Source organism: Cellulomonas sp. T2.31MG-18 (assembly GCF_964266755.1).
In the GTDB taxonomy this organism is placed as follows: domain Bacteria; phylum Actinomycetota; class Actinomycetes; order Actinomycetales; family Cellulomonadaceae; genus Cellulomonas.
Genome location: NZ_CAXWGW010000003.1, coordinates 223168 through 246621, shown reverse-complemented (window position 1 = coordinate 246621; position 23454 = coordinate 223168). Strand labels below are relative to the sequence as shown.

The window sequence follows — 23454 nt, the reverse complement described above, 5'->3', positions numbered from 1 at the left end:
GATGCCTCCGCCGACCCGAGCTCGAGGGCAGCAACGGACAGGTCGCCGGGGGAGGCGTTCGGGAGACTGGCCGGCCTCGGCAGCCGCTCATGCGGTCGGGAGCGGGGCGTGGGCACCGGCGGCGGCGAGGAACTGAGGCAGGTCGATCCGGTGCCCGCCGAGCCAGGTCCCCAGCACCTTCACGCTCTTCGCCAGGGTGCTCGGCTCGACCGTGTAGGGATCGGCACTGAGCTCGACAAGGTCGGCGAGCTTTCCCGGCTGCAGGGAACCGACCAGGTGGTCGCGCTTCAGGGTGCGTGCGGCGTCGATCGTGTGGGCGCGCAGCGCGTCGTCCAGGCCGATGCGCTGCGCCGGACCGTGCACGCGGCCGCTGCGCGTCCGGCGGGTGACGGCGGTCTGCACGTTGAGCAGGGGCGTCGGCGGGGAGACCGAACCGTCGTTGTGCAGGGACACGCAGGCGCCGGAGGCGACGGCGTCGCCGAGCGCTTGCCAGCGTGAGCCGTGCTCGTCGTCGAACATCTCGCCGGCGAGCAGGTCGCCCCAGAAGTAGTACTGGAACGGAGCCATCGACAGGTGCACCCCCAGTGCGGCCGCCCGCTCGAACTGGACCTTCGTGCCGGCGCCGACATGCTCGAGGCGCCAACGGTGGTCGGTGCCGAGCAGGCCGTGCCGCGTCAGCGCCGCCTCGTAGGCGTCGAGGGCGAAGTCGATGGCCAGGTCGCCGTTTGCGTGGAACGCCATCTGCCAGCCGCGCGGTGCGCAGGTGTCGAGGATGGTGTCCACCTCGGCGCGGTCGTAGTTCATCGAGCCGATGCCACCCGCCGTCGCCGGGTCGATGCCGGCGCGCCGGGTCACCTCGGTGTCCAGGTAGGGGAACGACAGGGCGACGTTGCCGATCCACGGCGAGCCGTCGGTCCACAGCTTCACGCCCTGCTTGACGAGCATCGTCTCGTCGGCCTCGAAGCTCACGGCGTCTGCGTAGCCGGGTGCGGTGGAGACCTGCCACATGCTGACCCGGAGCGGAGCGCTCGGCAGCGCGGCGAGCGCGTCGTAGCCCGCGGCCAGCCCGCCGGCGAAAGCCATGTCGGAGGTCGACGTGATGCCGCCCTCCGCCATCAGCGCCAGGTACATCGCCGCGCTCGCGAGGGCGTTGCCGCCCAGCTCCTCCAGGGCGGGACCCAGCACCAGGGCACCGGCCGGCACCTCGTACGCCACCCCCGTCAAGGCGCCGGTGGGCGTGCGCCCGAAGTGGCCGCCGACCGGGTCGGAGGGCACCGCCGTGTCCCAGTGGTTCCGCTTCATCAGGGCCGAGGTGAAGTAGACCGCGTGCCCGGAGTTGTCGCAGACGACGACCGCCCGGTCGCCGAAGATCGCGTCCAGCTCTGGTGCCGTCAGCGCGGGGTGGGCGTGCAGCAGGGCGTCGAAACCGGTGAAGACGAGGGGCCGGGCCGGGTCGCGGGCGGCCGCGCCGTCGGTGAAGGTCTGCAGGACGTCGGCCCATGTGGGCGCGAGCCACGGCGCTATCGCGATGGCAGGGGCCTGTGTGGCGACGCCGCTGAGGAAGGGGTGGCTGTGGGGGTCGATGAAACCCGGCATGAGAACCGCGGCACCGGTGGGGACCAGGGTTGCCGCAGGGAACGCCGTCCGGCACTCGGCCAGCGAGCCCACGGCGAGGATGGTGTCGCCCTCGACCACGAGGGCCTCCGCGCGGGGCCTGGCCGGGTCCATCGTGAGGACGGCGCCCGCGGTCAGGATCGTGGTGGTCATGACGAGCCTCTCGTCGCCTGCCCGGGCGTCACGACGGCGTCCGGGGTGCAGCTGCTGCGGGCGGCCTAACGGCCGACCACCAGGGAACCCTCGTCCTGCCCGACCAGAGCCGTCACCACGACCGTGAGTCCGTTCGGCACCTGCCCACGCAGGTCCTCCATCAACCCGCCGACGGGCGGCAGGTCGCCAGGGGCTCGCACATGGATGTAGAAGGTGCCGGAGAGCCGTTCGACCCCGTCGATGCGGCCGCCCGGTGTCGCCGCGATCCACCGCTCGGCGGTGACCTGCACCCGTTGCGTCCAGATCGCCACGGCGTAGGTGAATGCGGTGTTGGCCGCCAGGGGGATCAGCACCAGCACCAGGAGGGTGCCGATCACGACGTAGGCGCGTCGGTAGGACAGCCGTGAGCTGCCGGCGCTCTCGGACGCGTACCCGGCCGCGGTGAACACCACGGTCCCGATGAGCACGAGGGCGACGAGGTTCGACAGGAACAGCACCAGTGCCCCGAGCGCCAGGACGAACGAACCCTGACCGAGACACACGCCGACCACGACGAGCGGCGGCACCAACGAGATGGCGATCGCCACGCCGGGCAGGACGGCCGCGACGTCGCGTCGGGTGAGTGCGACGGAGCCGGCCACCCCGGTGGCCACCGCTGCGACCAGGTCGAGCAGGCCGGGAGACGTCCGCGCGGCGACCTGGCTGTCGGTGAACAGGTTCACGTCGCCGGGCACCACGAGCGCGAACGCGACGCCGATCACCACCACGAGACCGCCGCCGAGCGCGACGTAGCGGACGGCACGCCGGGTGAGGCGGGCGTCGCGGAGCACCACGCCCAGCGCAGTGCCCATGATCGGTGTGGACAACGGGGCGATGATCATCGCCCCGATGACGGTCGCCGTGGAGTCGGACATCACGCCCGCAGCGGCGATGACGGCCGAGACCACCAGCATCGTCCAGAACCCCGAGCGCCGGGACTCCGCATCGTCCGCGCCCAGGTCGAGGTCGGCCCTGAGCTCGTCGAGCGTGCGGCGCTGCACCGCCGGGAGGATGTGCTTGCTGAGCTGACCACGCACGACGACCTCCGGACCGGTCCCGACGGGGTACCAACGGCGACCTGACGACGTTCGTGGCTAGCTCAGCGCCCGCGCCTTGAGCAGGTCGAACTCGCAGCACCGGCCGGTCCGGGCGCAGCGCCTCGATCAGCACAACAGCTGGGCCACCGCGTCGTCCGTCGTTCCGCCACCGGCCTGGCCGGTATAGCCCCAGCCGTCGCTGTACGACCATGCGTCATCGGGCCGATCGCTGGCGACACCGGGCCTCAGCCGTGCGCTCCGCAGAGGGCATCGCGCTTCGACGTCCTGTCGCCGGCGATCTCGTGCCGACCGGAGCGATGGCCGATGCTGCGGTCACCCGAGCCGGTGGGCGGTGTCCTCATCCACCGTGAACGGTGCCCGGAGGAGCACCTCGGTGCGGCTCGACGGGCCGACGAGCAGTTCGAAGTCGCCAGGTTCAACCACACGGCGCTCGTTCGCGTCGACGATCGAGCACGCGGAAAGCGGGAGCTCGAGGGCAACGGTGCGGGACTCGCCGGGGGCGAGGTCGACCTGGCGGTACGCCTTGAGTTCCCGGTCGGCCCAGCTGGCCGACGTGACGAGGTCGCGCACGTAGACCTGGACGGTCTCCCGGGCTGGCCGGGTCCCGGTGTTGTGCACCGTGACCTCGGCCCGCACGGTGTCGGTGACAGGCACGTCGAGCAGTCGAAGGTCGGTGTACGTGACGGTGGTGTAGGAGAGCCCGTCGCCGAACGCGAACGCGGGCATCTGTGTCAGGTCGGCGTAGCGCTCACCGTGCTGCCCGCGGACCTGGTTGTAGAAGGTCGGCTGCTGCCCGGCGTGCCGGGCGAACGAGATCGGAAGGCGCCCCGCGGGTTCGATCCGCCCCAGGAGGAGCTCGGCGATCGCCTGGCCGCCGCGCATGCCCGGGTTGGCGGCCCACACCACGGCCGAGGCTCCCAGCGCGGACGGGGGGAGCACGAGGGGCTTGGAGGCGAGGAGCACCACGACCATCGGGGTGCCCGTCGCGGCCACCGCGTCAAGCAGGGCCACCTGTCCGCCGACGAGCTCGAGTGTCGCGGTGGAGCGCCCTTCGCCCATGAGCTCGATCCGGTCCCCGACCACCACGACGGCGACGTCGGCGGAACGGGCCTGCGCGACCGCGTCGTCGAGGAGCAGGCGGTCCGGGGGGCATGGCACCACGACCGGCGGTCTCGGCTGGCCGTCGGGGAAGGTAGCGCCGCTGGCGTCGGTGGCGAGCGTGAGGATGTCCGCGCCCCGTGCGTACGTGACCGCCCACCCTTCCGGAACCGTCGCGCGCAACCCGTCAAGGACCGTGGTGATCAGGTGGCGCGGCTGCCCGTCGGGTAGCCAGTCGGCCTGGCCGGAGCTGCCCGCCCAGTCTCCCAGCTGGGTCTGCGCGTCGTCGGCCAGCGGTCCCAGCACGGCGACGGTGCGCGGTGGCCGACGGCAGCCGTCTGCGGCTCCGTCGGCCGGTCGGGCGGGTTCGTCGTCGAGGGGGAGGACCCCGTCGTTGCGCAGCAGCACGAGCGAGCGCCGCGAGACCTCGAGGTTGAGCGCGGTGTGGCTCGCACGGCCGACCACGTCGCACCGAAGGCCGGCGTCGGGGCGGCGGGGGTCCTCGAACAGTCCGAGCTCGAGCTTGAGCGTGAGGATGCGCGCCACTGCGCGGTCGATGTCCGCCTCGTCGAGCAGCCCGCGCGCGACTGCCTCCTGGGCGCCGGCGAAGAACTGCGGCGTCGTCATCACGAGGTCGTTGCCCGCGCGGACGGCCGCCGCGGCGGCGTGAACGTGGTCCGGCTGGACCTGTTGCTCCCAGACCATCCGCCCGACGTTGTCCCAGTCCGTGACGAGCGAACCGGTGTAGCCCCACTCGCCTCGCAGCACGTCGTCGAGCAGCCACGAGTTGACCGTGATCGGGACGCCGTCCATCGTGTGGTAGCCGAGCATGAACGTCCGGCAGCCTTCTCGTGCGACGCGCTCGAACGGTGGCAGGAACCACGAGCGGAGCTTGCGCCGCGAGATGTCGGCCTCGCTGGCGTCCCGCCCGCCCTGCGTCTCCGAGTAGCCGGCGAAGTGCTTGGCGGTGGCGAGGATCGCGGTCGGGTCGGCCAGGCCGTCGCCCTGGTAGCCGCGCACCATCGCGGAGGCGAGCTCGCCGATCAGGAACGGGTCCTCGCCGAACGTCTCGCCGACGCGTCCCCACCGCAGGTCACGGGCGATGCAGAGCACGGGGGAGAAGGTCCAGTGCACCCCCGTCGCGGACGCCTCGACGGCCGTCGCCCGGGCCACCCGCTCGATGAGCTCGGCGTCCCAGGTGGCCGCCATACCCAGCTGGGTGGGGAAGATCGTCGCGCCCTCGAGGAAGGAGTGGCCGTGGATGCAGTCGTCGCCAACCAGGATCGGGATGCGCAGCCGCGTCTGCTCGACGAGGCGGTGCGCGAGCTCCAAGCGCTCGGGCGAGGCATGGAGCAACGACCCCGCGTGCATGAGCGTCAGGTGCTCTTCGACGCTGTCGCTCGCATCGAGCTGCATCATCTGCCCGACCTTCTCCGGCAGGGTCATCCGGCCTAGCAGGTCCGCCACGCGGTCGGGGATCGAGACGGCCGGGTCCCGGTCGGGAAAGGGGTCGCCCATCGGCATGACTCCAATGTCAGTGGGCGACGGGTGAGCAGTAGTCGCCGTGTGGGGATGGTGAGGGTGCGACGACGCGCGCCCGAGGTGGTGCCGCCGCCGACTGACGCCCCGGAGACCTCCGGCGCTCACTCGAACCCGACGCTCGTGGCCAGCTTCAGCAGGACGACTCGACCACTGGCCGCATGAGGGTGCCGGTCCGGGCCACCTCACCGAGCCAGCGGCCTGAGGCCTTGACCGAGCGCGTGAACGTCTCACGGTCCACGGAGATCAGGCCGAAGGTCGGTCGGTAGGACCCCCACTCGTAGTTGTCCAGGGCCGACCAGTGCAGGTAGCCGCGCACATCGATGCCGTCCGTCATCGCCTCGTGCAGTCCGACGAGCGCGTCGTGCGTGTAGTCGATGCGTCTGGCGTCATCCGCGGTCGCGATGCCGTTCTCCGTCACGAGCACCGGAACGTGGCCCGTCACCTCCCACGCGTGCCGCGTCGCGATGCCGAGTGCGGGCGGGAAGTACTCCCAACCGGTGAGCGTCGTCTCGACACCCTCGGCAACCGGCAGCGGACCGTCCTTGCCGATGAAGGTGCGCAGGTACGCCTGCACCCCGATGAAGTCGTCCCCGCGGGCGGCCTCGAGGAACACGTCCTCGCGCGGGTAGGCGTACGCCTGCGTCTCTGCCTCGCAGCCGGGCACCGCATGGAACGCCTGGCCGGCCACGGTCCATCCGGTGCGAGCGGGCACGAGGCTGCCTAGGACGTCGCGGGCGCGGTGGTGGGCCTCGATCAGCCGGACCGTGACGGTGGGGTCCGGGTCGGGCAGGGTGGCTGCTGCCAGCTCGCCACGACGGCCGCCGGCCAGCATCGCCACGATGTTCGGCTCATTGACGGTGCAGACCCACGGAACGTCCGTCAGGATGCGGGATGCCGTGGCGACGTACCGGCCGAAGACGTCTGCGGCGTCAGAGCGGCGCCAGCCCCCGCTTGCCGCGAACCACCGCGGGCTCGTGAAGTGGTGCAGCGTGACGACCGGCGTGAGCCCGAGCTCGAGAGCGCAGTCGATCATGCGCCGGTAGTGCGCCAGCTCAGCCCGCGAGACCCACCCTTCCTCGGGCTCGATGCGTGCCCACTCCACCGAGAACCGGTATGCGTTGAGTCCGAGTCCGGCCAGCAGCTGCATGTCCTCGGGGTACCGGTGGTAGCTGTCGGCCGCGTCGCCGCTCGGCTCGGCCACCTGTGCCGGCCTCGCATGCTCGCGGACCCACCAGTCGGTGTTGATGTTGTTCCCCTCGACCTGGTGCGCCGCGGTTGAGGCGCCCCAGAGGAAGTCCGACGGGAAGGTGATGCGGTTGTGCATTCGTGGTTCCTTACTTAAGGCCGGCCGTGGCCACGCCCTGGATGAAGTAGCGCTGCAGGAGGACGAAGAGGAGAAGAATTGGTGTGACGACGAGCACGGACCCGGCAAGGAGCAGGCCGTAGTGGGTCTGGTTCTGACCCGTCGAGTAGAGCGACAGCGCGACCGGGAGCGTGTACATCGTCTCGGACTGAGCTGCCACGAGAGGCCAGAGGAAGTTGTTCCACGAGCCGAGGAACGTCAAGATCCCGAGGGTCGCCAATGGCGGCCCGGACAGCGGGAGCACAACCTGGACGAAAGTTCGCACCTCACCTGCACCGTCGATTCGAGCGGCCTCGAGGAGCGCATCGGGGATGCCGATCATGAACTGGCGCATGAGGAACACGCCCACCGGAGTGGTGAGGAACGGAAGTATCAGGGCTGCGTAGCTGTTCAGCAGGCCCATCTTGGCGACCATCACGAACAACGGAACGAAAGTCACGACGCCCGGCACCATCAACGTCGTCATGACGGCACCGAAGAGGATCCGTTTGCCGGGGAACTGCATCTTGGCCAGCGCGTAGCCGACCATGGAGCAGAAGACCAGGTTCCCCAGGACGGTCGCGACGGCGACGATCAGCGAGGTCGAGAAGAAGTGGCCGAAGCCGATGTCGACGAACCACGAGTGGAAGTTCGCCACGGTCGGAGCCTTGGGCCACCAGGTAGGAGGCCGACGCAGGATCTCGCCCTGTGTCTTGACGGAGCCGAGCAGCATCCAGGCGAACGGCGCAATCCACGCGACGAGGCCGATGACGAGCACCACCAAGGTGAGCTGGCGACCGGTGACGCGGTGCCGGCGCGGTGTCGCGCGGGTCGGTGCGATGGGCATCTGGATCCCCTCAGTCCTGCGTCCGGAGTACTCGGAACTGGATGAGGCTCAGGGCCACGATGATCGCGAACAGGACGTAGCTCGACGCCGACGCCAGGCTGAAGTCGCCGAACCCGAACTGGTTGTAGGTGTAGTAGGCGATCGACGTGGTTGAGCCGAGCGGGCCGCCCTGAGTCATGACGAATGGCTCTTCGAAGAACTGGAGATACCCCACGGAGATGAGGACCGCGCCGAGGAGAATCGTCGGACGCAGGAGCGGCAGCGTGATCGACCTGAGCCGGCGCCATGGGCCGGCCCCGTCGATCATCGCGCTTCCAGGACCTCCTCGGGGATCCCTTGCAGCCCTGCCAGGAAGATGATCATGAGCGTGCCGGTGTTGCGCCACACGGCCATGAGCGTCAGCGCCGGAAGGGCCAAGGTCGTCGAGTGCAGCCAGTCGGGACCGTGGATCCCCACCCAGCTCAGCGCGGTGTTGATGAGCCCGTCCGGCTGAAGGATGTACCGCCAGACGACCGCCACCGCCACGATGCTCGTGACCACGGGCGCGTAGAAGCCGACCCGGAAGAACGCGCGCAAGCGGGTGACCCCGGAGTTGAGAGCCACAGCCAGCGCGAGGCCCAGGGCGATCGTGGCGGGAATGCCCATGACGACAAATCCGCCCGTCACGCCCAGTGCCCTACGGAACATCGGGTCGGCGAACAGCTTCAGGTACTGCTGCACGCCGACGAAGCTCACCGCGAACGGGTGGGTGACGTCGCGCGCCCCGAAATCGGTGAAGGACATCGCCAGCGACGATGCGATCGGAACGAGCATGAAGGTCCCGAAGACCAGGACGAACGGGAGGGCGAACATCCAGGCCACCAGGCCCTGGCGCCGCCGCCGAGCCGCCCCGGGACCTGGCTCGAGACCACGTCGGGTGCCCCGGCCGGGGCGGTGGCCGGGGCGCACGGCCCCGGCCACCGTCACGGTGCTGGTCATGTCAGCCCACGCCGATCTGGTCCGCCTGCTTCTGCAGGTTGGCGAGGGCGGTGGCCGGGTCGACTCCTCCTCGGGTCATCGACTCGAGCGCGGCGTCCGCGGCTGCCGAGACATGGGTCCAGGTCGCCACGTTGGGCGGCGACTTGACGTCCTTGAGCTGCGCGCCGAACGCTGCCAGCTTGGGGTCGCTGGCGAGCGCCGGGTCCTTCCAGGCGGACTGCACGGCCGGCAGGTCGCCGGTCAGCTTGAAGAAGTCCGCCTGGACCTTCGGGTCGGTGAGCCACTTCGCGAGGGCCCACGCGGCACCGGGGTTCTTCGCCCCCTTGTAGACGACGAGGTTCGAGCCGCCGGCGAACGCGGTGCTCGACGCCTTGGTCGGAAGCACCGCCGTGGCGTACTTGCTGGCGAAGTCGGCGCCGCCCGTGTCCTTCAGTCCGCCGATGTTCCAGGGCCCGTCGATGAACATCCCGAGAGCGCCCGAGACGAAGTCCGCCTGGGTGTTCGCGCCGTCGTAGTTGGCGTCAGCGCTGCCGTCGGCGAAGAAGCTCTCCAGGTACTTGTAGGCGTCGACCATCTGTGGGCTGTCGAGGGTCCACTTCGTACCATCGGCGTTCATCACGTCGGCGCCGTTCGACCAGGGCATCCACAGGGTGGCCTGGAACGAGTCGGAGCCCGCGGCGGGCAGGTTGATGCCGACCTTGGCGCCTCCCTTGGTCTTCATGTCCGAGGCCATCTGCTTGAGCTCGTCCCAGGTGGTCGGAGCCTTCGTCCAGCCAGCCTTCGCCGCGATGTCCGTGCGGTAGTAGAGCAGCCGGGTGTCGATGTACCAGGGGAGCCCGAGGTTGGCGCCCTTGACCTTGCCGTTGGCCAAGGCACCCGGGAAGAAGTCAGCGCTGGTCAAGCCGGCCGGCACCGCGGCGAACGAGTCCGCGAAGTCGGTCATCCAGGTAGTGCCCATCATGGAGATGTCGGGGGTGGTCCCGCCTGCGATGGCGGTCTGGATCTTGTCGTGCGCCGCGTTCCAGGGGATGGACGTCACGTTGACCGTCACTCCGGGATTCGCGGACTCGAACGCCTTGACGAAGGCGCCGAGCTTGTCCCCCTCAGCGCCCATGGCCCACATCGTTACGGTGCCCGTGGCGGTGGCTGCGACGGTCGAGCTGGGCTGACCGGTCGCAGCAGGAGCGTCGGCGCGACCACAGGCGGACAACAGCAGGGCGGCGGCAGCTCCCACCACGAGCAAGCGCCCAGGAAGTGATCTCATGTGTTCCTCCTCGAACGCGCAACGGCCCTTCCTTGGGACGTATCTATGCGCTTAACACGAGGCTAGCATGCCGCCCTCGCGCCGAACGTCTCGATTCAGTAACGCCCCACGACCTCGACTAGACCGTCGATGAGACGCGGTACCGGTGCTCAGTCCCGCCGCAGCGCGCGGGCCGGGGCCCCGCACCCACAGCTGCCGCGAGGGAGCAGCCGCGGCTCCAGCCGGTACGTCGCGAAGGGGGCATCAGCGCTGTGGTCGACGAGCAACCTTGCCGCGAGTCGGCCCATCGCCTCCATCGGTTGGCGGACGGTGGTCAGCGTCGGGTTCGACAATCGCCCTGCGAGCACGCCGTCGAAGCCGGTCACGAGGACGTCGCCCGGCACGTCGACACCGAGCTCGGCCAGCGTGTCGAGAGCCTGGAGCGCCACCTGGTCGGAACCGCACACCAACGCCTCCGGGAGGCGCCCGGTCGATGCGAGGTCTATCAGCATGCTCAACGGCCGGCCGTCGGAGGCGTCGGAGTCGTCGAGCACCACGGGCGCCGCGATGCCCGCACGCTCCGCACCGCTCCGCAGCGCCTCGAACCGCTCGGCGAAGTCGGCTACCGCCAGCGACCCCACGTAACCGATCGACCTGGTCCGGTGCTCCACGAGGAGATGCTCCAGGACCTGACGCATCCCGGAGGCGTTGTCCACGAGCACGCGGTTGCACGGCAGGCCTTCGTCATGCCGGCTCAGGAGGACGATCGGGATCCGTCGCGCAACCTGCTCCAGCGCGGCCAGCGACACGTCGCCAGGGAACACGGCGAGGCCGTCCACCCGGCCGGCCGACTCCGTCAGGTCGATCCGGGGATCCGTGCCGCTCGACAGCAACAGGGCTCTGCCAGCGCGCCAGCACTCGAGCTCGAAGCCGCGCTGCACCTCGTCGACGTACAGCGGGAAGGCACGAGGGTCCGACATACGGTCGTCGTAGCCGTCCTCCCAGGCGATTCTGGCGACCCCCGACGCATCGGGTGTGACGAGGTCGGGCCCGAGTGACGGCGTGCGGCCTCCGCCAGGGGTCTCGAGCAAGAAGTCGAACGCGTGAAGCCCGAGCGCACCCGTGCGTCCTCTGGCGAGGTCCCGCGCGCTCGCCCGTGGTACGTACCCGATCTGGTCCGCGGCGGCGAGCACCTGGGCACGAGTATCGGGACGAACACGCTCGGGCTTGGAGTAGGTGAACGAGACCGTCGCGGTCGAAACGCCCGCGAGCCGTGCGACGTCGTACACCGTCGGGCGCTTGCTCACCCCAGGAGTCTATGCGCTATGAATCGACGCATGCTGGATTGGGGAAAAGATTCAGGAAGCCGCCGGGAACCCGATGGCATCTCCGGCGCCTGATCGTGAGAGCGCGGCGGGGGCACCCTGGAGGCGGAGGCACTGGTCGGCGCGCGGCGGCGCCCGTCGCGCCGGGACACGGGTACGCGCTGCGCTCAAGATCGTGGCTCTCCAGGTCGACAGATCGGTGATGCGGTCGAAGAAGCGGAGCTCCGGGTGACGATCATCCACCAAGTCCCCGAACCGGTCCGGGCGGCCGTTGGGGTGTCCGTCCTTGCGGTGGTCGTGTTCCTGGCCGCTGCCCCGCAGCAGCGGCTGTGGCTTCTCGTCGTCGCCCCGCTCGCTTCGGGCGCCACAGTCATCGTCTCGGTCGCGAGGTCCCGGCCGGCGCGATCTTCCCGACCGCGCGCACGGAAGCCGTCAGCCACACGGGCCACACGGTGTACGGATCAAGTGTTGATCCGCAAAGACACGGACGCGCTGGCTCAACCGCGCCTGCTCGGCCGCCGCGTCCACCGACGTCCACCGACGTCTGCGTTGTTACCGCGTTGCTACACGCGTTCCTACATTTCGTCCCATGAGTGGCCGAAAGGCCGCCCCGGATGCCTCCGGAACGGCCTGTGACCTGCGGTGATGCTGGTGGGCGATACTGGGATCGAACCAGTGACCTCTTCCGTGTCAGGGAAGCGCGCTCCCGCTGCGCCAATCGCCCGTCGGGTGTGAACCGAGGTGGAGACGGGATTCGAACCCGTGTATACGGCTTTGCAGGCCGCTGCCTCGCCTCTCGGCCACTCCACCGGTGAGACCGCAGTCCCCAGCGGCTGTGAGCCGATGTGGAGAGCCTCCGAGCGGACGACGGGATTCGAACCCGCGACCCTCACCTTGGCAAGGTGATGCTCTACCAACTGAGCCACGTCCGCGCTGTCGACGTCCCCGGAGGGGCGCCGTGTGCGTCCCAGACTCTAACCGAGGTTCGCGACGAGAGTCCAACCGGTCGGCCGGCCGGCGCGTCCGCGCGGTCCGGCTCGCTAGCGTGAGCCCGTGCTGGAGCCCTCCGCGACCGCCTGGTTCGGCGGGGTGCAGGCGAACGGGGTGCTCGAGGCGGTCGACCTCGCGCAGGAGCCCGATGCGCTGTCGCGGCCGGGCTGGTGGGCCGTGGTGGGGGAGTTCGAGGGCCGGGTCCGAGCGTGGCGCTTCGCCGACGTCCACGTCGGACGCGCCACCACCGTGCCGCAGCGGCCCCACGGTCGCTGGGACGGGCCCGCGGCGGACGCCTGGTCGAGCTCGATGGGCGAGGCGGCGTACCGGGCGGGGGTGGAGACGATCCGGACGCGGATCCGCGGGGGCGAGGTGTACCAGGTCAACCTCTGCCGCGTCCTCGCAGCCCCTCTGCCTGCGGAGCCTCGCGGCCCGGACGCTGCAGCTCTGGGCCGACGGCTCGTCGCAGGCAACCCGGCGCCGTACCAGGGCGGGGTCCAGGTCGGGCCCACCAGCGACGACCCCGGAGTCTGGGTCGTCAGCGCCTCGCCGGAGCTCTTCCTCTCGGTCGACGGGGGCAGTATCAGCAGCGGTCCCATCAAGGGCACGGCCGCGCACTCCGCCGGTCTGTCACCCAAGGACCGCGCCGAGAACGTGATGATCACGGACCTCGTGCGCAACGACCTGCAGCGGGTGTGCCTCCCGGGCTCCGTCGAGGTCACCACCCTGCTGGGCGAGGAGCAGCACCCCGGCCTGGTCCACCTGGTGTCGACCGTCACCGGCCGCCTCGACCCCGAGGTGGCACGCGCCGCCGATGCCTACCGGCAGGTGCTCGAGGCGACGTACCCACCGGGTTCCGTCTCCGGGGCGCCGAAGTCGTCGGCGCTGCGCCTCATCCGTGAGCTGGAGCCCGTCCCGCGCGGTCCCTACTGCGGCACGGTGGGCTGGGTCCACGTCGCGGACGACGGCTCCGTGAGGGCGCGGCTAGCCGTGTCGATCCGGACCTTCTGGTGGTCGGACGGCATGCTGCGCTTCGGCACCGGCGCGGGCATCACGTGGGGGAGCGACCCTGCCGCCGAGTGGGCCGAGACCGAGCTGAAGGCGGCGCGGCTCGTCGGACTGGCGTCCCGCAGAACGACGTGAAGCACGTGGCAGTGCCGGCCGACGGGGCGCAGGGCGCCCGACGCGGGATCGGCCGGACGGTCAGGCGGTGAGCAGCGCCGCGATCAGGGCGCTGATCTCGCCCTCCATGCGGTCGCTCTCGGCACCGAGCGGTACCAGCGACTCCGTCGCCGCAAGGAAGCGGAGCACGGGCTCGGTCGGTGCGGCGAGGAGGGCGCTGCCCTCGACCCCGGACAGCGAGATGAGGGTGTAGTCCGGGTCCTCGTCCCGCCAGATCTGCACGTCACCCGTGCCGGCCGGCTCCTCCGAGCTGGCGTGCATGCCCTGCACCAGCAGCTCGCGGCCGAGCAGCCACGTCGAGGACGACTGGCCGCCGGTGAACACGGCGCGGACGGTGTAGGGATCGGTCGTCCGGAACGCCAGCTGGGTGCTCACCGGGACGACGCTCGCGTCGGAGCCGATGAGCTGCATCGCGACGACTTCGACGACGTCGTACGACGAGTTCGTCATCGGGTCCTCCACTGGGCGGGCTCATCGGACAGTCACATCATGGCAGCGGACCGCCGGATCTGGCGTGGTGGGTCGGCACCTTTCACCCGACCGCAGCAACCGAAGCCTGCCCGGTCACTTCCGTCGCCAGCCGAACGGGCGTATACGGGCATCCGGTTGCCGGTTCGGTGATCAGGCCAGCGTTGGGTAGCATCCTCTCGACGCCCGCTACGGTGGGTGCTCGTCGGGCGATTGGCTCAGTGGTAGAGCGCCTCGTTCACACCGAGGAGGTCACTGGTTCGAACCCAGTATCGCCCACCGTCCGAAGGGGCCCCACAACTGCGGGGCCCCTTCGTCGTTCCCGGCCCGGCACACCCGCCTCCGTCACAGCACGCACCCGCCGAGCTCGGTCGCGAGCAGACCGGCGAGCTCGCTCGGCTCGTGGAGCAGCTGCGGATCCGCGACGACCGTGAGCAGCAACCGCCCCGCGTACGAGATCACGTCGAACGACACCCCGACGTTGCCGGGGTTCGTGGCCACCGGCAGCACCGCCGCGATGCGGTGCCCGGCGAGCTGCAGCGGCTCCGCCGGCCCCCGCACGTTGGTCTCGAACGTGTGCACCAGTCGCTGGTGCTCGACGAACAGCCGGAACACGCCCAGCCGCCCGAGCAGCCGGAAGGCCGCACCCAGCGGCGCTGCAGAGGACCCACGACGATCGCCCCGCCTCGCCGCCGTCGCGGCGGCGACCGCGGCGAGCCTCGCGGTCGGGTCCGCACCGGTGGAGACATGGACCGGGAGCACGCCGGTGTGGTTGCCCGTCCCGCCCTCGCCGGGAGCGCGGGACGAGATCGGAACCGACACCACCAGCGTTCGCGGGTGCTCACCACGGCGGTCCAGCAGCGTCTCCAGGGCGCCGACGACGGCGGCCACCACGACGTCGTTGACGGTCGCCCCGGCCCCGTGGGCGCGCTCGACCACGTCTGCGAGAGCCACGTGCACCACCGCGAGCCGCCGCTGAGCACCTGTTGGCCGGTTGAGCGAGGTGCGTGCCGCCAGGGCGGGCCTGCGGCCGCCGAGACCAAGCTCACGGATCCCGTGGACGGTGCGGCGCAGCGATCGCGAGAGGGAGCGGGTGGCGGCGATGCGGCGCCGGAGCGCGTCGCGGTGCAGGTCCCGGGGCGACGGCACAGCCGCCGCACCGTCTCCGTCCCGCTGCGTCGGCTCGACGCGGGGCGCCGCGCCGTCAGCGAGCCGGGCCAGCAGCAGCAGTCCTCCGAGGCCGTCGACGAGCACGTGGTGCAGCACGACCACCAGGGCGCCGCGGCATGCCGGGGTTGGGTCCCAGCCGGTGATCCACACGGCGCGCCACAGCGGCGCCTCACGGCTCAAGGGTGTGCACACCGCGTCGGCGGCGGCGTCCAGCATCGTCTGCCACCCGCTGCCGACCGGCAGCACCAGGCGGCCGACGTGCCCGCGCAGGTCGACCACCGGGTCCTCCACCCAGTAGGGGCGCCCGCCTCCGAGCGGTGTGCGTCGCAGCCGTTGCCGCAGGCGCTGCACCGTCGCCGCGCGGGCCACCAGCGCGTCCGGCACCCCGTCGTCGTCGGCCGCACCATCGAGCACGAGGAGGGCACCGAGGTGCATCGGCGCGGGCCCTCGGTCCGTCGCGAGCAGCGTGAGGTCGGCCGCGCTGATGCGGTCGACCTCCTCACCGAGTGACACGTCCACCCCCACGCGGGAAGCCCTGGCGCGAGTGTGGCACCCGCCAGGCACCGTCGGACGGGACCGGGAGCGAGGCGAGGCGAAAAGCCGCAGGCGCTCTCGGTAGCATCGAGGCACGCCTGTCCTGGCAGCGGTCCGCCGCGACACTCTCCGGGCTGGCGTTCCCGCTGTCGACCAGCGGCAGCCGACCCACTCCTGAGGAGCGTCTTCCGTGTCCGAGCCCATCAGTCTGACCGTCGACGGAGTCGAGACCACGGTCGAGGCGGGCACGACGGGCACCGACCTGTTCGCCGACCGTCGGGACGTCGTCGTCGTCCGCGTGGACGGCGAGCTGCGCGACCTGCACCTCCCGCTTCCGTCGGGCGCCACCGTGGAAGGGGTCACCATCGGGTCGCCGGACGGGCTGGCGGTCCTCCGGCACTCCACCGCGCACGTCCTCGCCCAGGCAGTCCAGGACGTCAACCCGAAGGCGCGCCTGGGCATCGGCCCGCCGATCACCGACGGCTTCTACTACGACTTCGACGTCGAGACGCCCTTCACCCCCGAGGACCTGCGTGCGCTCGAGAAGTCGATGGCGCGCATCGTCAAGGAGGGTCAGACCTTCCGCCGGGTGGACGTCACCGAGGCGCAGGCGCGCGAGATCGAGGCGGACGAGCCCTACAAGCTCGAGCTGATCGGCCTCAAGGGCGACGCCTCCGACGACGACGGGGCGTCCGTCGAGGTCGGCCTCGGCGGCCTGACGATGTACCAGAACGTCCGCCGCGACGGCTCCGTCGCCTGGCAGGACCTGTGCCGCGGTCCGCACCTGCCCAGCACCCGCCTGATCGGCAACGGCTTCCAGCTGACCCGGTCCGCCGCGGCGTACTGGCGCGGCAGCGAGAAGAACCCGCAGCTGCAGCGCGTCTACGGCACCGCATGGCCCACGAAGGACGAACTGCGGGCGTACCTCGACCGGCTCGCGGAGGCGGAGCGGCGCGACCACCGCCGGCTCGGCTCCGAGCTCGACCTGTTCTCCTTCCCGGACGAGATCGGCTCCGGCCTGGCGGTGTTCCACCCCAAGGGCGGCATCGTCCGGATGGAGATGGAGGAGTACAGCCGCCGGCGGCACGTCGAGGCGGGCTACTCGTTCGTCAACACCCCGCACATCACCAAGGCGCAGCTGTTCCACACGTCGCGGCACCTCGACTGGTACGCCGACGGCATGTACCCGCCCATGCGGCTGGACACCGAGTACCACGAGGACGGCACGGTCAAGCGCGAGGGGCAGGACTACTACCTCAAGCCGATGAACTGCCCGATGCACAACCTCGTGTACCGCTCCCGCGGGCGCAGCTACCGCGAGCTGCCGCTGCGGCTGTTCGAGTTCGGCACCGTCTACCGCTACGAGAAGTCGGGCGTGGTGCACGGCATGACCCGTGCACGCGGGTTCACCCAGGACGACTCGCACATCTACTGCACCCGCGAGCAGATGCGCGACGAGCTCGCGTCGCTGCTGACCTTCGTGCTGGACCTGCTGCGCGACTACGGGCTCAACGAGTTCTACCTCGAGCTGTCCACCCGCGACCCGAAGAAGTCGGTCGGCGACGACGCGACGTGGGAGGAGGCCACCGAGACCCTTCGGGAGGTCGCCACCGAGTCGGGGCTGCAGCTCGTGGACGACCCGGGCGGCGCCGCGTTCTACGGCCCCAAGATCTCCGTCCAGGCGAAGGACGCGATCGGCCGGACCTGGCAGCTGTCGACCATCCAGCTGGACTTCTTCGAGCCGGAGCTGTTCGAGCTGGAGTACACGGCGCCGGACGGCTCGCGGCAGCGGCCGGTGATGATCCACCGTGCGCTGTTCGGCTCGATCGAGCGGTTCTTCGCGATCCTCGTCGAGCACTACGCCGGAGCGTTCCCGGCGTGGCTGGCGCCGGTCCAGGCGCTCGCCGTGCCGGTGGCGGAGACCTTCCAGCCGTACCTGGAGGACGTCGTCGCCCAGCTGCGTGCTCGAGGTATCCGGGCCGAGCTGGACGCGTCGGACGACCGCTTCGGCAAGAAGATCCGCAACGCCGCCACGCAGAAGGTGCCGTTCGTGCTGATCGCGGGCGGTGAGGACGTCGAGGCCGGCGCGGTGTCGTTCCGCTACCGCGACGGGCGCCAGGAGAACGGTGTGCCGATCGCTGAAGCGATCGAGCGTGTCGTCGCCGCGGTGCGCGACCGCGTCCAGGTCTGAGCGGTGGCGTACGACGACGCCCACGGGCCGACCGTCGAGGTCCCCGGCGACTTCGCCGGGGACCCCGACGGCTACCAGCGCCTGTGGACGCCGCACCGGATGGCGTACATCGGCGGGGCCGACAAGCCGACCGACGACCTGCCCGGACCCGGCTGCCCGTTCTGCCGCGCCCCGGGCCTGCCCGACGAGCAGGGTCTCGTCGTGGCGCGTGGTGAGGCGGCGTACGTCGTGCTCAACCTCTACCCGTACAACTCCGGTCACCTCCTGGTCTGCCCCTACCGCCACGTGTCCGACTTCACCGACCTGACCGCCGCGGAGACGGCAGAGGTCACCGAGCTGACGCAGCAGGCCATGCGAGTGATCCGCACCGTCATGGCGCCGCAGGGCTTCAACCTCGGCATGAACCAGGGTGAGGTGGCGGGAGCCGGGATCGCGGCGCACCTGCACCAGCACGTGGTGCCCCGCTGGCGCGGCGACTCCAACTTCCTTCCCATCGTCGCGCACAGCCGTGCGCTACCCGAGCTGCTCGCGGACACCCGCGCGCGGCTCGCCGCGGCGTGGCCCGTCCGGGGGGAGTGAGCAGGTGCTGCACGGACTGCGCGGCGCGATGACGCGGCTCTTCACCCCCGTGGCCCGGGTGCTGCTGCGGGCCGGCATCAGCCCGGACGCCGTGACGGCCACCGGCACCCTGGCCGTCGTGGTGATCGGTCTCTGGGCCTTCCCGACCGGTCACCTGCTGCTCGGGGCGGTGCTGATCGGCCTCAGCGCGCTGACCGACTCCCTCGACGGTGTCATGGCGCGCCAGGCCGGCCGGTCGGGCCCGTGGGGCGCGTTCCTGGACTCGACGCTCGACCGGTTCGCGGACGCGGCGGTGTTCGGCGGCCTGGTGCTGTGGTTCTTCGGACGGGGCGACGACAGGCTCACGGCCGTGCTCGCGCTGGCCTGCCTGGTCCTCGGATCGGTGGTGCCCTACGCGCGGGCCCGCGCCGAGGGGCTCGGGATGACGGCGTCCGGCGGCATCGCCGAGAGGGCCGACCGGCTGGTCGCCGTGCTCGTCGCGACGGCCGCCGTCGGCGCGGGACTGCCGCCCGTGGTGCTCACCGTGGTGCTCGGCCTGCTGGCGGTCGCATCGGCGATCACGGTCGGCCAACGCATGGCCGCGGTGCACCGGCAGGTGGCGGAGGCCGGTCGGTGAGCCGTTCCGGCGGCGTCATGGTGCGCGGCTTCGCTCTCGCCTGGCGCTGGGGCCGGCATCTGCCGGGACCGGTGGTCCGCGCGGCGACGACGCTGGCTGCGGACATCACGTGGCTGCGTCACGGGACCGGCGTCCGGCGCCTCGAGTCGAACCTGCGTCGGGTGCGTCCCGATCTCGCGCCCGCCGAACTGCGGCGGCTGTCCCGCGCGGGCATGCGCTCCTACCTCCGCTACTACGGCGAAGCGTTCACACTGCCCGGGTTCTCCCCGCAGCAGATCGCCGCACGGGTACGGGTGGTGGGGCGCGAGAACGTGCAGCAGCACCTGGACGCCGGTCGCCAGGTCGTCATGGCGCTCGGGCACCTGGGGAACTGGGACCTCGCCGGCGCCTGGGCGACGGCGGACCTGGCCCCGGTGACCACCGTCGCCGAGCGTCTGGAGCCCGAGGAGCTGTTCCAGGAGTACGTCGGCTTCCGAGAGGGTCTGGGGATGCGCATCCTGCCCCTCACCGGCGGTAGCGACGTGTTCCGTGCCCTGGTCCGGACCTCCCGGACCGGACCCGGAGTGATTCCGCTGCTGGCGGACCGGGACCTGACGGCCCGCGGCGTGGAGGTGCAGCTGTTCGGCGAGACCGCGCGCGTCGCCGCAGGTCCGGCAGCGCTCACGGTGATGACCGGCGCGCCGCTGTGCCCCGTCGGGATCAGCTACGAACAACTCAGCGGGGAGCGCCGGCGGCGCGCCGGCACGCCCTGGGGGGTTGTGGTCGAGTTCTTCCCGGCGCTCGAGGTCCCCGAGGAGCTGCCGCACCGCGACCGCGTGCAGGCCGTGTCGCAGGCCTGGGTGGACCGGGTGGCTGACGTCATCGCGGCGCACCCGCAGGACTGGCACATGCTGCAGCGCGTGTTCGTCGCCGACCTCGACCCGAGCCGCTACGCCGCGACGGTCGCCGCTGCGGCGGGGGAGTCGTGACCGGGCGGCGGGCGACGCACCGACCGCTGCGCGTCGGGATCGTCTGCCCGTACTCCTTCGACATGCCCGGCGGCGTGCAGTTCCATGTCCGCGACCTCGCGGAGGCGCTGATCGCCGCCGGCCACGAGGTCTCCGTGCTGGCGCCCGCGGCTGACGACACCCCGGTCCCGGACTACCTGGTCCCGGCGGGACGTGCGGTGCCGGTGCACTACAACGGCTCCGTCGCCCGGCTGACGTTCGGCCCGGTCACGGCCGCCCGCGTCCGTAGGTGGCTGGCGGCGGGCCAGTTCGACGTGCTGCACCTGCACGAGCCGGTCACACCGAGCCTCGGCATGCTGGCGCTCTGGATCGCCGACGGCCCGATCGTCGCCACCTTCCACACCGCGATCGTCCGGTCGCGGTCCCTGCAGCTGGCGTACCCCCTGGTGCGCCAGTCCCTGGAGAAGATCTCCGCGCGGATCGCCGTGTCCGAGGACGCGCGCCGGACGCTCGTGGAGCACCTCGGCGGTGACGCCGTCGTCATCCCGAACGGCGTCTACGTCGACCGCTTCTCCTCCGCCGAGCGGGACGAGCGGTGGACGGGTGCACCGGGTGCGCCGACCATCGCCTACCTCGGCCGGCTGGACGAGCCGCGCAAGGGCCTGCCCGTGCTGCTCGGAGCCGTCGGCCGAGTGCTGGACGAGGTGCCCGGAGCCCGCTTCCTCGTGGCGGGCCGCGGTGAGACGGGACAGGACCAGGCGCAGGAGGTGCTCGGGGCGCGGGCGGCCTCCGTGGAGTTCCTCGGCGGCCTCTCGGACCAGGACAAGGCTCGGCTGCTGTCGTCGGTCGACGTCTACTGCGCGCCGCAGACCGGGGGCGAGTCCTTCGGGATCGTCCTGGTCGAGGCGATGAGCGCCGGCACCCCGGTCGTCGCGAGCGACCTGGGCGCGTTCGCCCGCGTGCTGGACGACGGCTCGGCCGGCGTCCTGTTCCGCACCGGGGACAGCGTCGACCTCGCCGACACCCTGCTGCGGGTGCTCGGCGACGCCGAGCTGCGTCGCACGGTGGCCGACCACGCCCGCCAGGTGGTGCGCCGGTACGACTGGTCGACCGTGAGCGACCAGGTGCTCACGGTGTACGAGATGGCGGTCGCCGGGCGGGACGCGCCGGTGGGCGAGGACCCGTCGTCGTTGCGCGGCGCGCGGCTGATGGAGCTGCGCCGAGGACGTGAGCCCCGATGAGCCGGCTGGAGCTCGCGATCCTGCTCGTCGCCGTCGTGCTGCTGGTGATCCTGTGGCTGGTCTGGGTGGCGGCGACCCGGCTGGACCGGTTGCACCGCAGGGTCGGTGCCTCCCGGGCGGTGGTCGACGCCCAGCTGGTGCGCCGCGCGACGGCGGCGGCCGAGCTGGCCACCAGCGGGCTGCTGGACCCCGCCAGCGCGATGATCGTCGGCGAGGCCGCCTGGACGTCGCTGAGCTGCGAAGGCCCCGAACCCGCGGCGCTCACCGTCCCGCCGGACCTCCGGCGGCTCCTCGACACCTCGTCGGACGAGTCCGGCTCGGCCGCCCGTCCACCGCAGCCCTGCGACCGGGGCCAGGTCGAGAGCGACCTGACCGCGGCGCTCCGCGAGGTGCTGCGCGACCCGGAGGAGGTGGCCGCGCTGCGGGCCGAGCTGGGGGGCGACGGTCTGCTCGACGACCTCGCGGCGGCCTGGTACCGCGTCCAGCTGGCCCGGCGGTTCCACAACGACGCCGTCGCACAGACCCGGGCCGCCCGCCGCGGCGCCCTGGTGCGCCTGCTCCGGCTCGCGGGCACGGCGCCCAACCCCACGACGCTCGAGCTCGACGACGCGTGGCCCGAGGGGCTGCCGATGGTGCGCCCGCGCCCCTGAACGGCCCCGCGGCGCCCTCGGAGCACCGGTCTACGATGGGCCGTCCCCCCACCGCAGAACGGATGAGCGAGGCGCGACGTGAGCACGGAGAAGGAAGTCCAGGACAACGGCGTGATCGGCACCGCGCGCGTCAAGCGCGGCATGGCCGAGATGCTCAAGGGCGGCGTCATCATGGACGTCGTCACCCCGGAGCAGGCCAAGATCGCCGAGGACGCCGGGGCGGTCGCCGTGATGGCTCTCGAGCGGGTCCCGGCGGACATCCGGGCCCAGGGCGGCGTCGCGCGGATGAGCGACCCGGACCTGATCGACGGCATCGTCAGCACCGTGTCCATCCCGGTGATGGCCAAGGCCCGCATCGGCCACTTCGTCGAGGCACAGGTGCTGCAGAGCCTCGGGGTGGACTACGTCGACGAGTCCGAGGTGCTGACGCCGGCGGACTACGCCCACCACATCGACAAGTGGGCGTTCACCGTGCCCTTCGTGTGCGGCGCCACCAACCTCGGCGAGGCGCTGCGGCGCATCAACGAAGGTGCGGCGATGATCCGCTCCAAGGGCGAGGCCGGCACGGGGGACGTCTCGAACGCCACCACGCACATGCGGACCATCCGGGACGAGATCCGCCGGCTGACCTCCCTGCCGGAGGACGAGCTGTTCCTCGCGGCGAAGGAGCTCGCGGCCCCGTACGACCTGGTGGTCGAGGTCGCCCGGGCCGGGAAGCTGCCGGTCGTGCTGTTCACGGCGGGTGGCATCGCCACCCCGGCGGACGCGGCGATGATGATGCAGCTCGGCGCTGAGGGCGTCTTCGTGGGTTCGGGCATCTTCAAGTCCGGCAACCCCGCCCAGCGCGCCGCGGCGATCGTCAAGGCGACCACGTTCTACGACGACCCGGACGTCATCGCCAAGGTCTCGCGTGGTCTGGGCGAGGCGATGGTCGGGATCAACGTCGACGACGTCCCGGTGCCGCACCGGCTGGCCGAGCGGGGCTGGTGACCACAGGCCGTCCCACCGACGGCGCCGACGCGCCGCGGGCCGACGTCGACGGGGGAGCGGTGTCCGGGCTGGGACCCGACTGGGTACCCGGCCCGGACGGCCTGCTGTTCCGGCGTGCCGCGCGGGTCATCCTGCTCGACGACCAGGACCGCGTGCTGCTGATGCGGGGCCACGACCTCGACCAGCCGGACCGCAGCTGGTGGTTCACCATCGGCGGGGGCATCGCCGAGGGCGAGGCGTCGCGGCAGGCCGCCGTGCGCGAGCTCGAGGAGGAGACCGGCATCCGCCTGGAGGTGGAGCAGCTGGTCGGACCGGTGTACACCAGGTCGGCGATCTTCGACTTCTACGCGCAGCGCTGCCGGCAGGACGAGGACCTCTACCTGGCCCGGATCGCCTCCGACGGTCTGGGCGAGCTCAGTCGCGACGGCTGGACGCACGTGGAGCTCGACGTCCTCGACGAGGTGCGGTGGTGGGAGCTGGACGAGCTCCGGTCCGTCGAGATCGAGGTGTTCCCGGCCGGTCTGGTGGACCTCGTCGCCGCGCTGGTACCCGGTTGGGACGGCGTGACCCGGCACCTGGGCCTCGCACGAGAGGTGTGACCGGCCAGGCCGTCCAACTGCGGGGCCGGCGCCGTCGGACGTGACCTCCGCCCGCAGT

The 23454-nt window shown here is 71.4% G+C and carries 18 protein-coding genes, 4 tRNA genes and 1 pseudogene; 10 read left to right on the top strand and 13 right to left on the bottom strand.

Annotated elements, in window-relative coordinates:
- Nucleotides 1-87: 87 nt before the first annotated feature.
- The 11 genes and pseudogenes from ACFQTY_RS13295 to ACFQTY_RS13245 all read right to left on the bottom strand — a co-directional run bounded on the left by ACFQTY_RS13295 (nucleotide 88) and on the right by ACFQTY_RS13245 (nucleotide 12171).
- Nucleotides 88-1767 carry an amidohydrolase gene (locus ACFQTY_RS13295; protein WP_378101136.1) on the bottom strand — a complete coding sequence of 560 codons (1680 nt, stop codon included), beginning with the start codon at nucleotides 1765-1767 and terminating at the stop codon, nucleotides 88-90.
- A gap of 65 nt (nucleotides 1768-1832) precedes the next feature.
- Nucleotides 1833-2843 (bottom strand): TIGR00341 family protein, encoded by a 1011-nt coding sequence (locus ACFQTY_RS13290; RefSeq protein WP_378101134.1) that lies wholly within the window; start codon nucleotides 2841-2843, stop codon nucleotides 1833-1835.
- A gap of 333 nt (nucleotides 2844-3176) precedes the next feature.
- Entirely contained in the window at nucleotides 3177-5480 is a 2304-nt protein-coding gene (locus tag ACFQTY_RS13285; RefSeq protein ID WP_378101807.1) for a glycoside hydrolase family 3 N-terminal domain-containing protein, read from the bottom strand.
- A 154-nt stretch (nucleotides 5481-5634) separates the two neighbouring features.
- Entirely contained in the window at nucleotides 5635-6828 is a 1194-nt protein-coding gene (locus tag ACFQTY_RS13280; RefSeq protein WP_378101132.1) for a glycoside hydrolase family 1 protein, read from the bottom strand.
- A gap of 10 nt (nucleotides 6829-6838) precedes the next feature.
- The gene (locus tag ACFQTY_RS13275) at nucleotides 6839-7693 is read right to left on the bottom strand and encodes a carbohydrate ABC transporter permease (protein ID WP_378101129.1); all 855 of its coding nucleotides are present in this window, start codon (nucleotides 7691-7693) and stop codon (nucleotides 6839-6841) included.
- 10 nt (nucleotides 7694-7703) lie between these two features.
- Nucleotides 7704-8671, bottom strand: a pseudogene (locus ACFQTY_RS13270) (carbohydrate ABC transporter permease).
- A 1-nt stretch (nucleotide 8672) separates the two neighbouring features.
- Nucleotides 8673-9785, bottom strand: a complete 1113-nt coding sequence (locus ACFQTY_RS13265) for an extracellular solute-binding protein (protein WP_378101127.1) — start codon at nucleotides 9783-9785, stop codon at nucleotides 8673-8675.
- Nucleotides 9786-10084: 299 nt separating this feature from the next.
- Nucleotides 10085-11221, bottom strand: a complete 1137-nt coding sequence (locus ACFQTY_RS13260; RefSeq protein ID WP_378101125.1) for a LacI family DNA-binding transcriptional regulator — start codon at nucleotides 11219-11221, stop codon at nucleotides 10085-10087.
- A gap of 667 nt (nucleotides 11222-11888) precedes the next feature.
- Nucleotides 11889-11963, bottom strand: a tRNA-Val gene (locus ACFQTY_RS13255).
- Nucleotides 11964-11978: 15 nt separating this feature from the next.
- A tRNA-Cys gene (locus ACFQTY_RS13250) sits at nucleotides 11979-12049 on the bottom strand.
- 49 nt (nucleotides 12050-12098) lie between these two features.
- Nucleotides 12099-12171 (bottom strand) — tRNA-Gly (locus ACFQTY_RS13245).
- A gap of 121 nt (nucleotides 12172-12292) precedes the next feature.
- Between ACFQTY_RS13245 and ACFQTY_RS13240 the strand changes: the two genes are divergently transcribed.
- On the top strand, nucleotides 12293-13372 hold the full coding sequence (locus tag ACFQTY_RS13240) for a chorismate-binding protein (protein WP_378101123.1): 1080 nt from the start codon (nucleotides 12293-12295) through the stop codon (nucleotides 13370-13372).
- Nucleotides 13373-13432: 60 nt separating this feature from the next.
- On the opposite strand, the gene ACFQTY_RS13235 is transcribed toward ACFQTY_RS13240, so the two are convergent.
- Nucleotides 13433-13861 carry an SsgA family sporulation/cell division regulator gene (locus ACFQTY_RS13235; protein WP_263730747.1) on the bottom strand — a complete coding sequence of 143 codons (429 nt, stop codon included), beginning with the start codon at nucleotides 13859-13861 and terminating at the stop codon, nucleotides 13433-13435.
- A 225-nt stretch (nucleotides 13862-14086) separates the two neighbouring features.
- Between ACFQTY_RS13235 and ACFQTY_RS13230 the strand changes: the two genes are divergently transcribed.
- Nucleotides 14087-14158: transfer RNA gene (locus ACFQTY_RS13230), tRNA-Val, on the top strand.
- Nucleotides 14159-14224: 66 nt separating this feature from the next.
- Here the strand turns inward: ACFQTY_RS13230 and ACFQTY_RS13225 are convergent.
- Complete coding sequence (locus tag ACFQTY_RS13225) at nucleotides 14225-15562, bottom strand: wax ester/triacylglycerol synthase domain-containing protein (protein WP_378101121.1); 1338 nt, start codon at nucleotides 15560-15562, stop codon at nucleotides 14225-14227.
- Nucleotides 15563-15773: 211 nt separating this feature from the next.
- Between ACFQTY_RS13225 and thrS the strand changes: the two genes are divergently transcribed.
- The 8 genes from thrS to ACFQTY_RS13185 all read left to right on the top strand — a co-directional run bounded on the left by thrS (nucleotide 15774) and on the right by ACFQTY_RS13185 (nucleotide 23396).
- A complete protein-coding gene (gene thrS / locus ACFQTY_RS13220; RefSeq protein WP_378101119.1) occupies nucleotides 15774-17774 on the top strand; it encodes a threonine--tRNA ligase in 2001 nt (666 codons plus the stop codon).
- Nucleotides 17775-17777: 3 nt separating this feature from the next.
- Nucleotides 17778-18353 carry an HIT family protein gene (locus tag ACFQTY_RS13215; RefSeq protein WP_378101117.1) on the top strand — a complete coding sequence of 192 codons (576 nt, stop codon included), beginning with the start codon at nucleotides 17778-17780 and terminating at the stop codon, nucleotides 18351-18353.
- Between the two features lie 4 nt (nucleotides 18354-18357).
- Nucleotides 18358-18969: a phosphatidylinositol phosphate synthase gene (gene pgsA, locus ACFQTY_RS13210; RefSeq protein ID WP_378101115.1), complete on the top strand. Its 612-nt coding sequence runs from the start codon at nucleotides 18358-18360 to the stop codon at nucleotides 18967-18969.
- Nucleotides 18970-18986: 17 nt separating this feature from the next.
- Entirely contained in the window at nucleotides 18987-19937 is a 951-nt protein-coding gene (locus ACFQTY_RS13205) for a phosphatidylinositol mannoside acyltransferase (protein WP_378101804.1), read from the top strand.
- Between the two features lie 26 nt (nucleotides 19938-19963).
- Entirely contained in the window at nucleotides 19964-21157 is a 1194-nt protein-coding gene (locus ACFQTY_RS13200; RefSeq protein WP_378101801.1) for a glycosyltransferase family 4 protein, read from the top strand.
- Nucleotides 21154-21807, top strand: coding sequence for a hypothetical protein (locus tag ACFQTY_RS13195; protein WP_378101113.1), 654 nt, complete (start codon nucleotides 21154-21156; stop codon nucleotides 21805-21807). The genes ACFQTY_RS13200 and ACFQTY_RS13195 overlap by 4 nt, the downstream gene beginning before the upstream one ends.
- Nucleotides 21808-21885: 78 nt before the next feature.
- Nucleotides 21886-22797 (top strand): pyridoxal 5'-phosphate synthase lyase subunit PdxS, encoded by a 912-nt coding sequence (gene pdxS / locus ACFQTY_RS13190; RefSeq protein ID WP_291762775.1) that lies wholly within the window; start codon nucleotides 21886-21888, stop codon nucleotides 22795-22797.
- The gene (locus ACFQTY_RS13185) at nucleotides 22791-23396 is read left to right on the top strand and encodes an NUDIX hydrolase (RefSeq protein ID WP_378101798.1); all 606 of its coding nucleotides are present in this window, start codon (nucleotides 22791-22793) and stop codon (nucleotides 23394-23396) included. Before pdxS ends, ACFQTY_RS13185 begins: the two co-directional genes overlap by 7 nt.
- The last annotated feature ends 58 nt before the right edge of the window (nucleotides 23397-23454 follow it).

Excerpts from the sequence above, each read along its gene's own strand:
- ACFQTY_RS13295 (WP_378101136.1), bottom strand. The coding sequence starts at position 1,767 with ATGACCACCACGATCCTGACCGCGGGCGCCGTCCTCACGATGGACCCG.
- ACFQTY_RS13285 (WP_378101807.1), bottom strand. The coding sequence starts at position 5,480 with ATGGGCGACCCCTTTCCCGACCGGGACCCGGCCGTCTCGATCCCCGAC.
- ACFQTY_RS13280 (WP_378101132.1), bottom strand. The coding sequence starts at position 6,828 with ATGCACAACCGCATCACCTTCCCGTCGGACTTCCTCTGGGGCGCCTCA.
- ACFQTY_RS13275 (WP_378101129.1), bottom strand. The coding sequence starts at position 7,693 with ATGCCCATCGCACCGACCCGCGCGACACCGCGCCGGCACCGCGTCACC.
- ACFQTY_RS13265 (WP_378101127.1), bottom strand. The coding sequence starts at position 9,785 with ATGGGCGCTGAGGGGGACAAGCTCGGCGCCTTCGTCAAGGCGTTCGAG.
- ACFQTY_RS13235 (WP_263730747.1), bottom strand. The coding sequence starts at position 13,861 with ATGACGAACTCGTCGTACGACGTCGTCGAAGTCGTCGCGATGCAGCTC.
- ACFQTY_RS13205 (WP_378101804.1), top strand. The coding sequence starts at position 18,987 with ATGGTGCGCGGCTTCGCTCTCGCCTGGCGCTGGGGCCGGCATCTGCCG.
- ACFQTY_RS13195 (WP_378101113.1), top strand. The coding sequence starts at position 21,154 with ATGAGCCGGCTGGAGCTCGCGATCCTGCTCGTCGCCGTCGTGCTGCTG.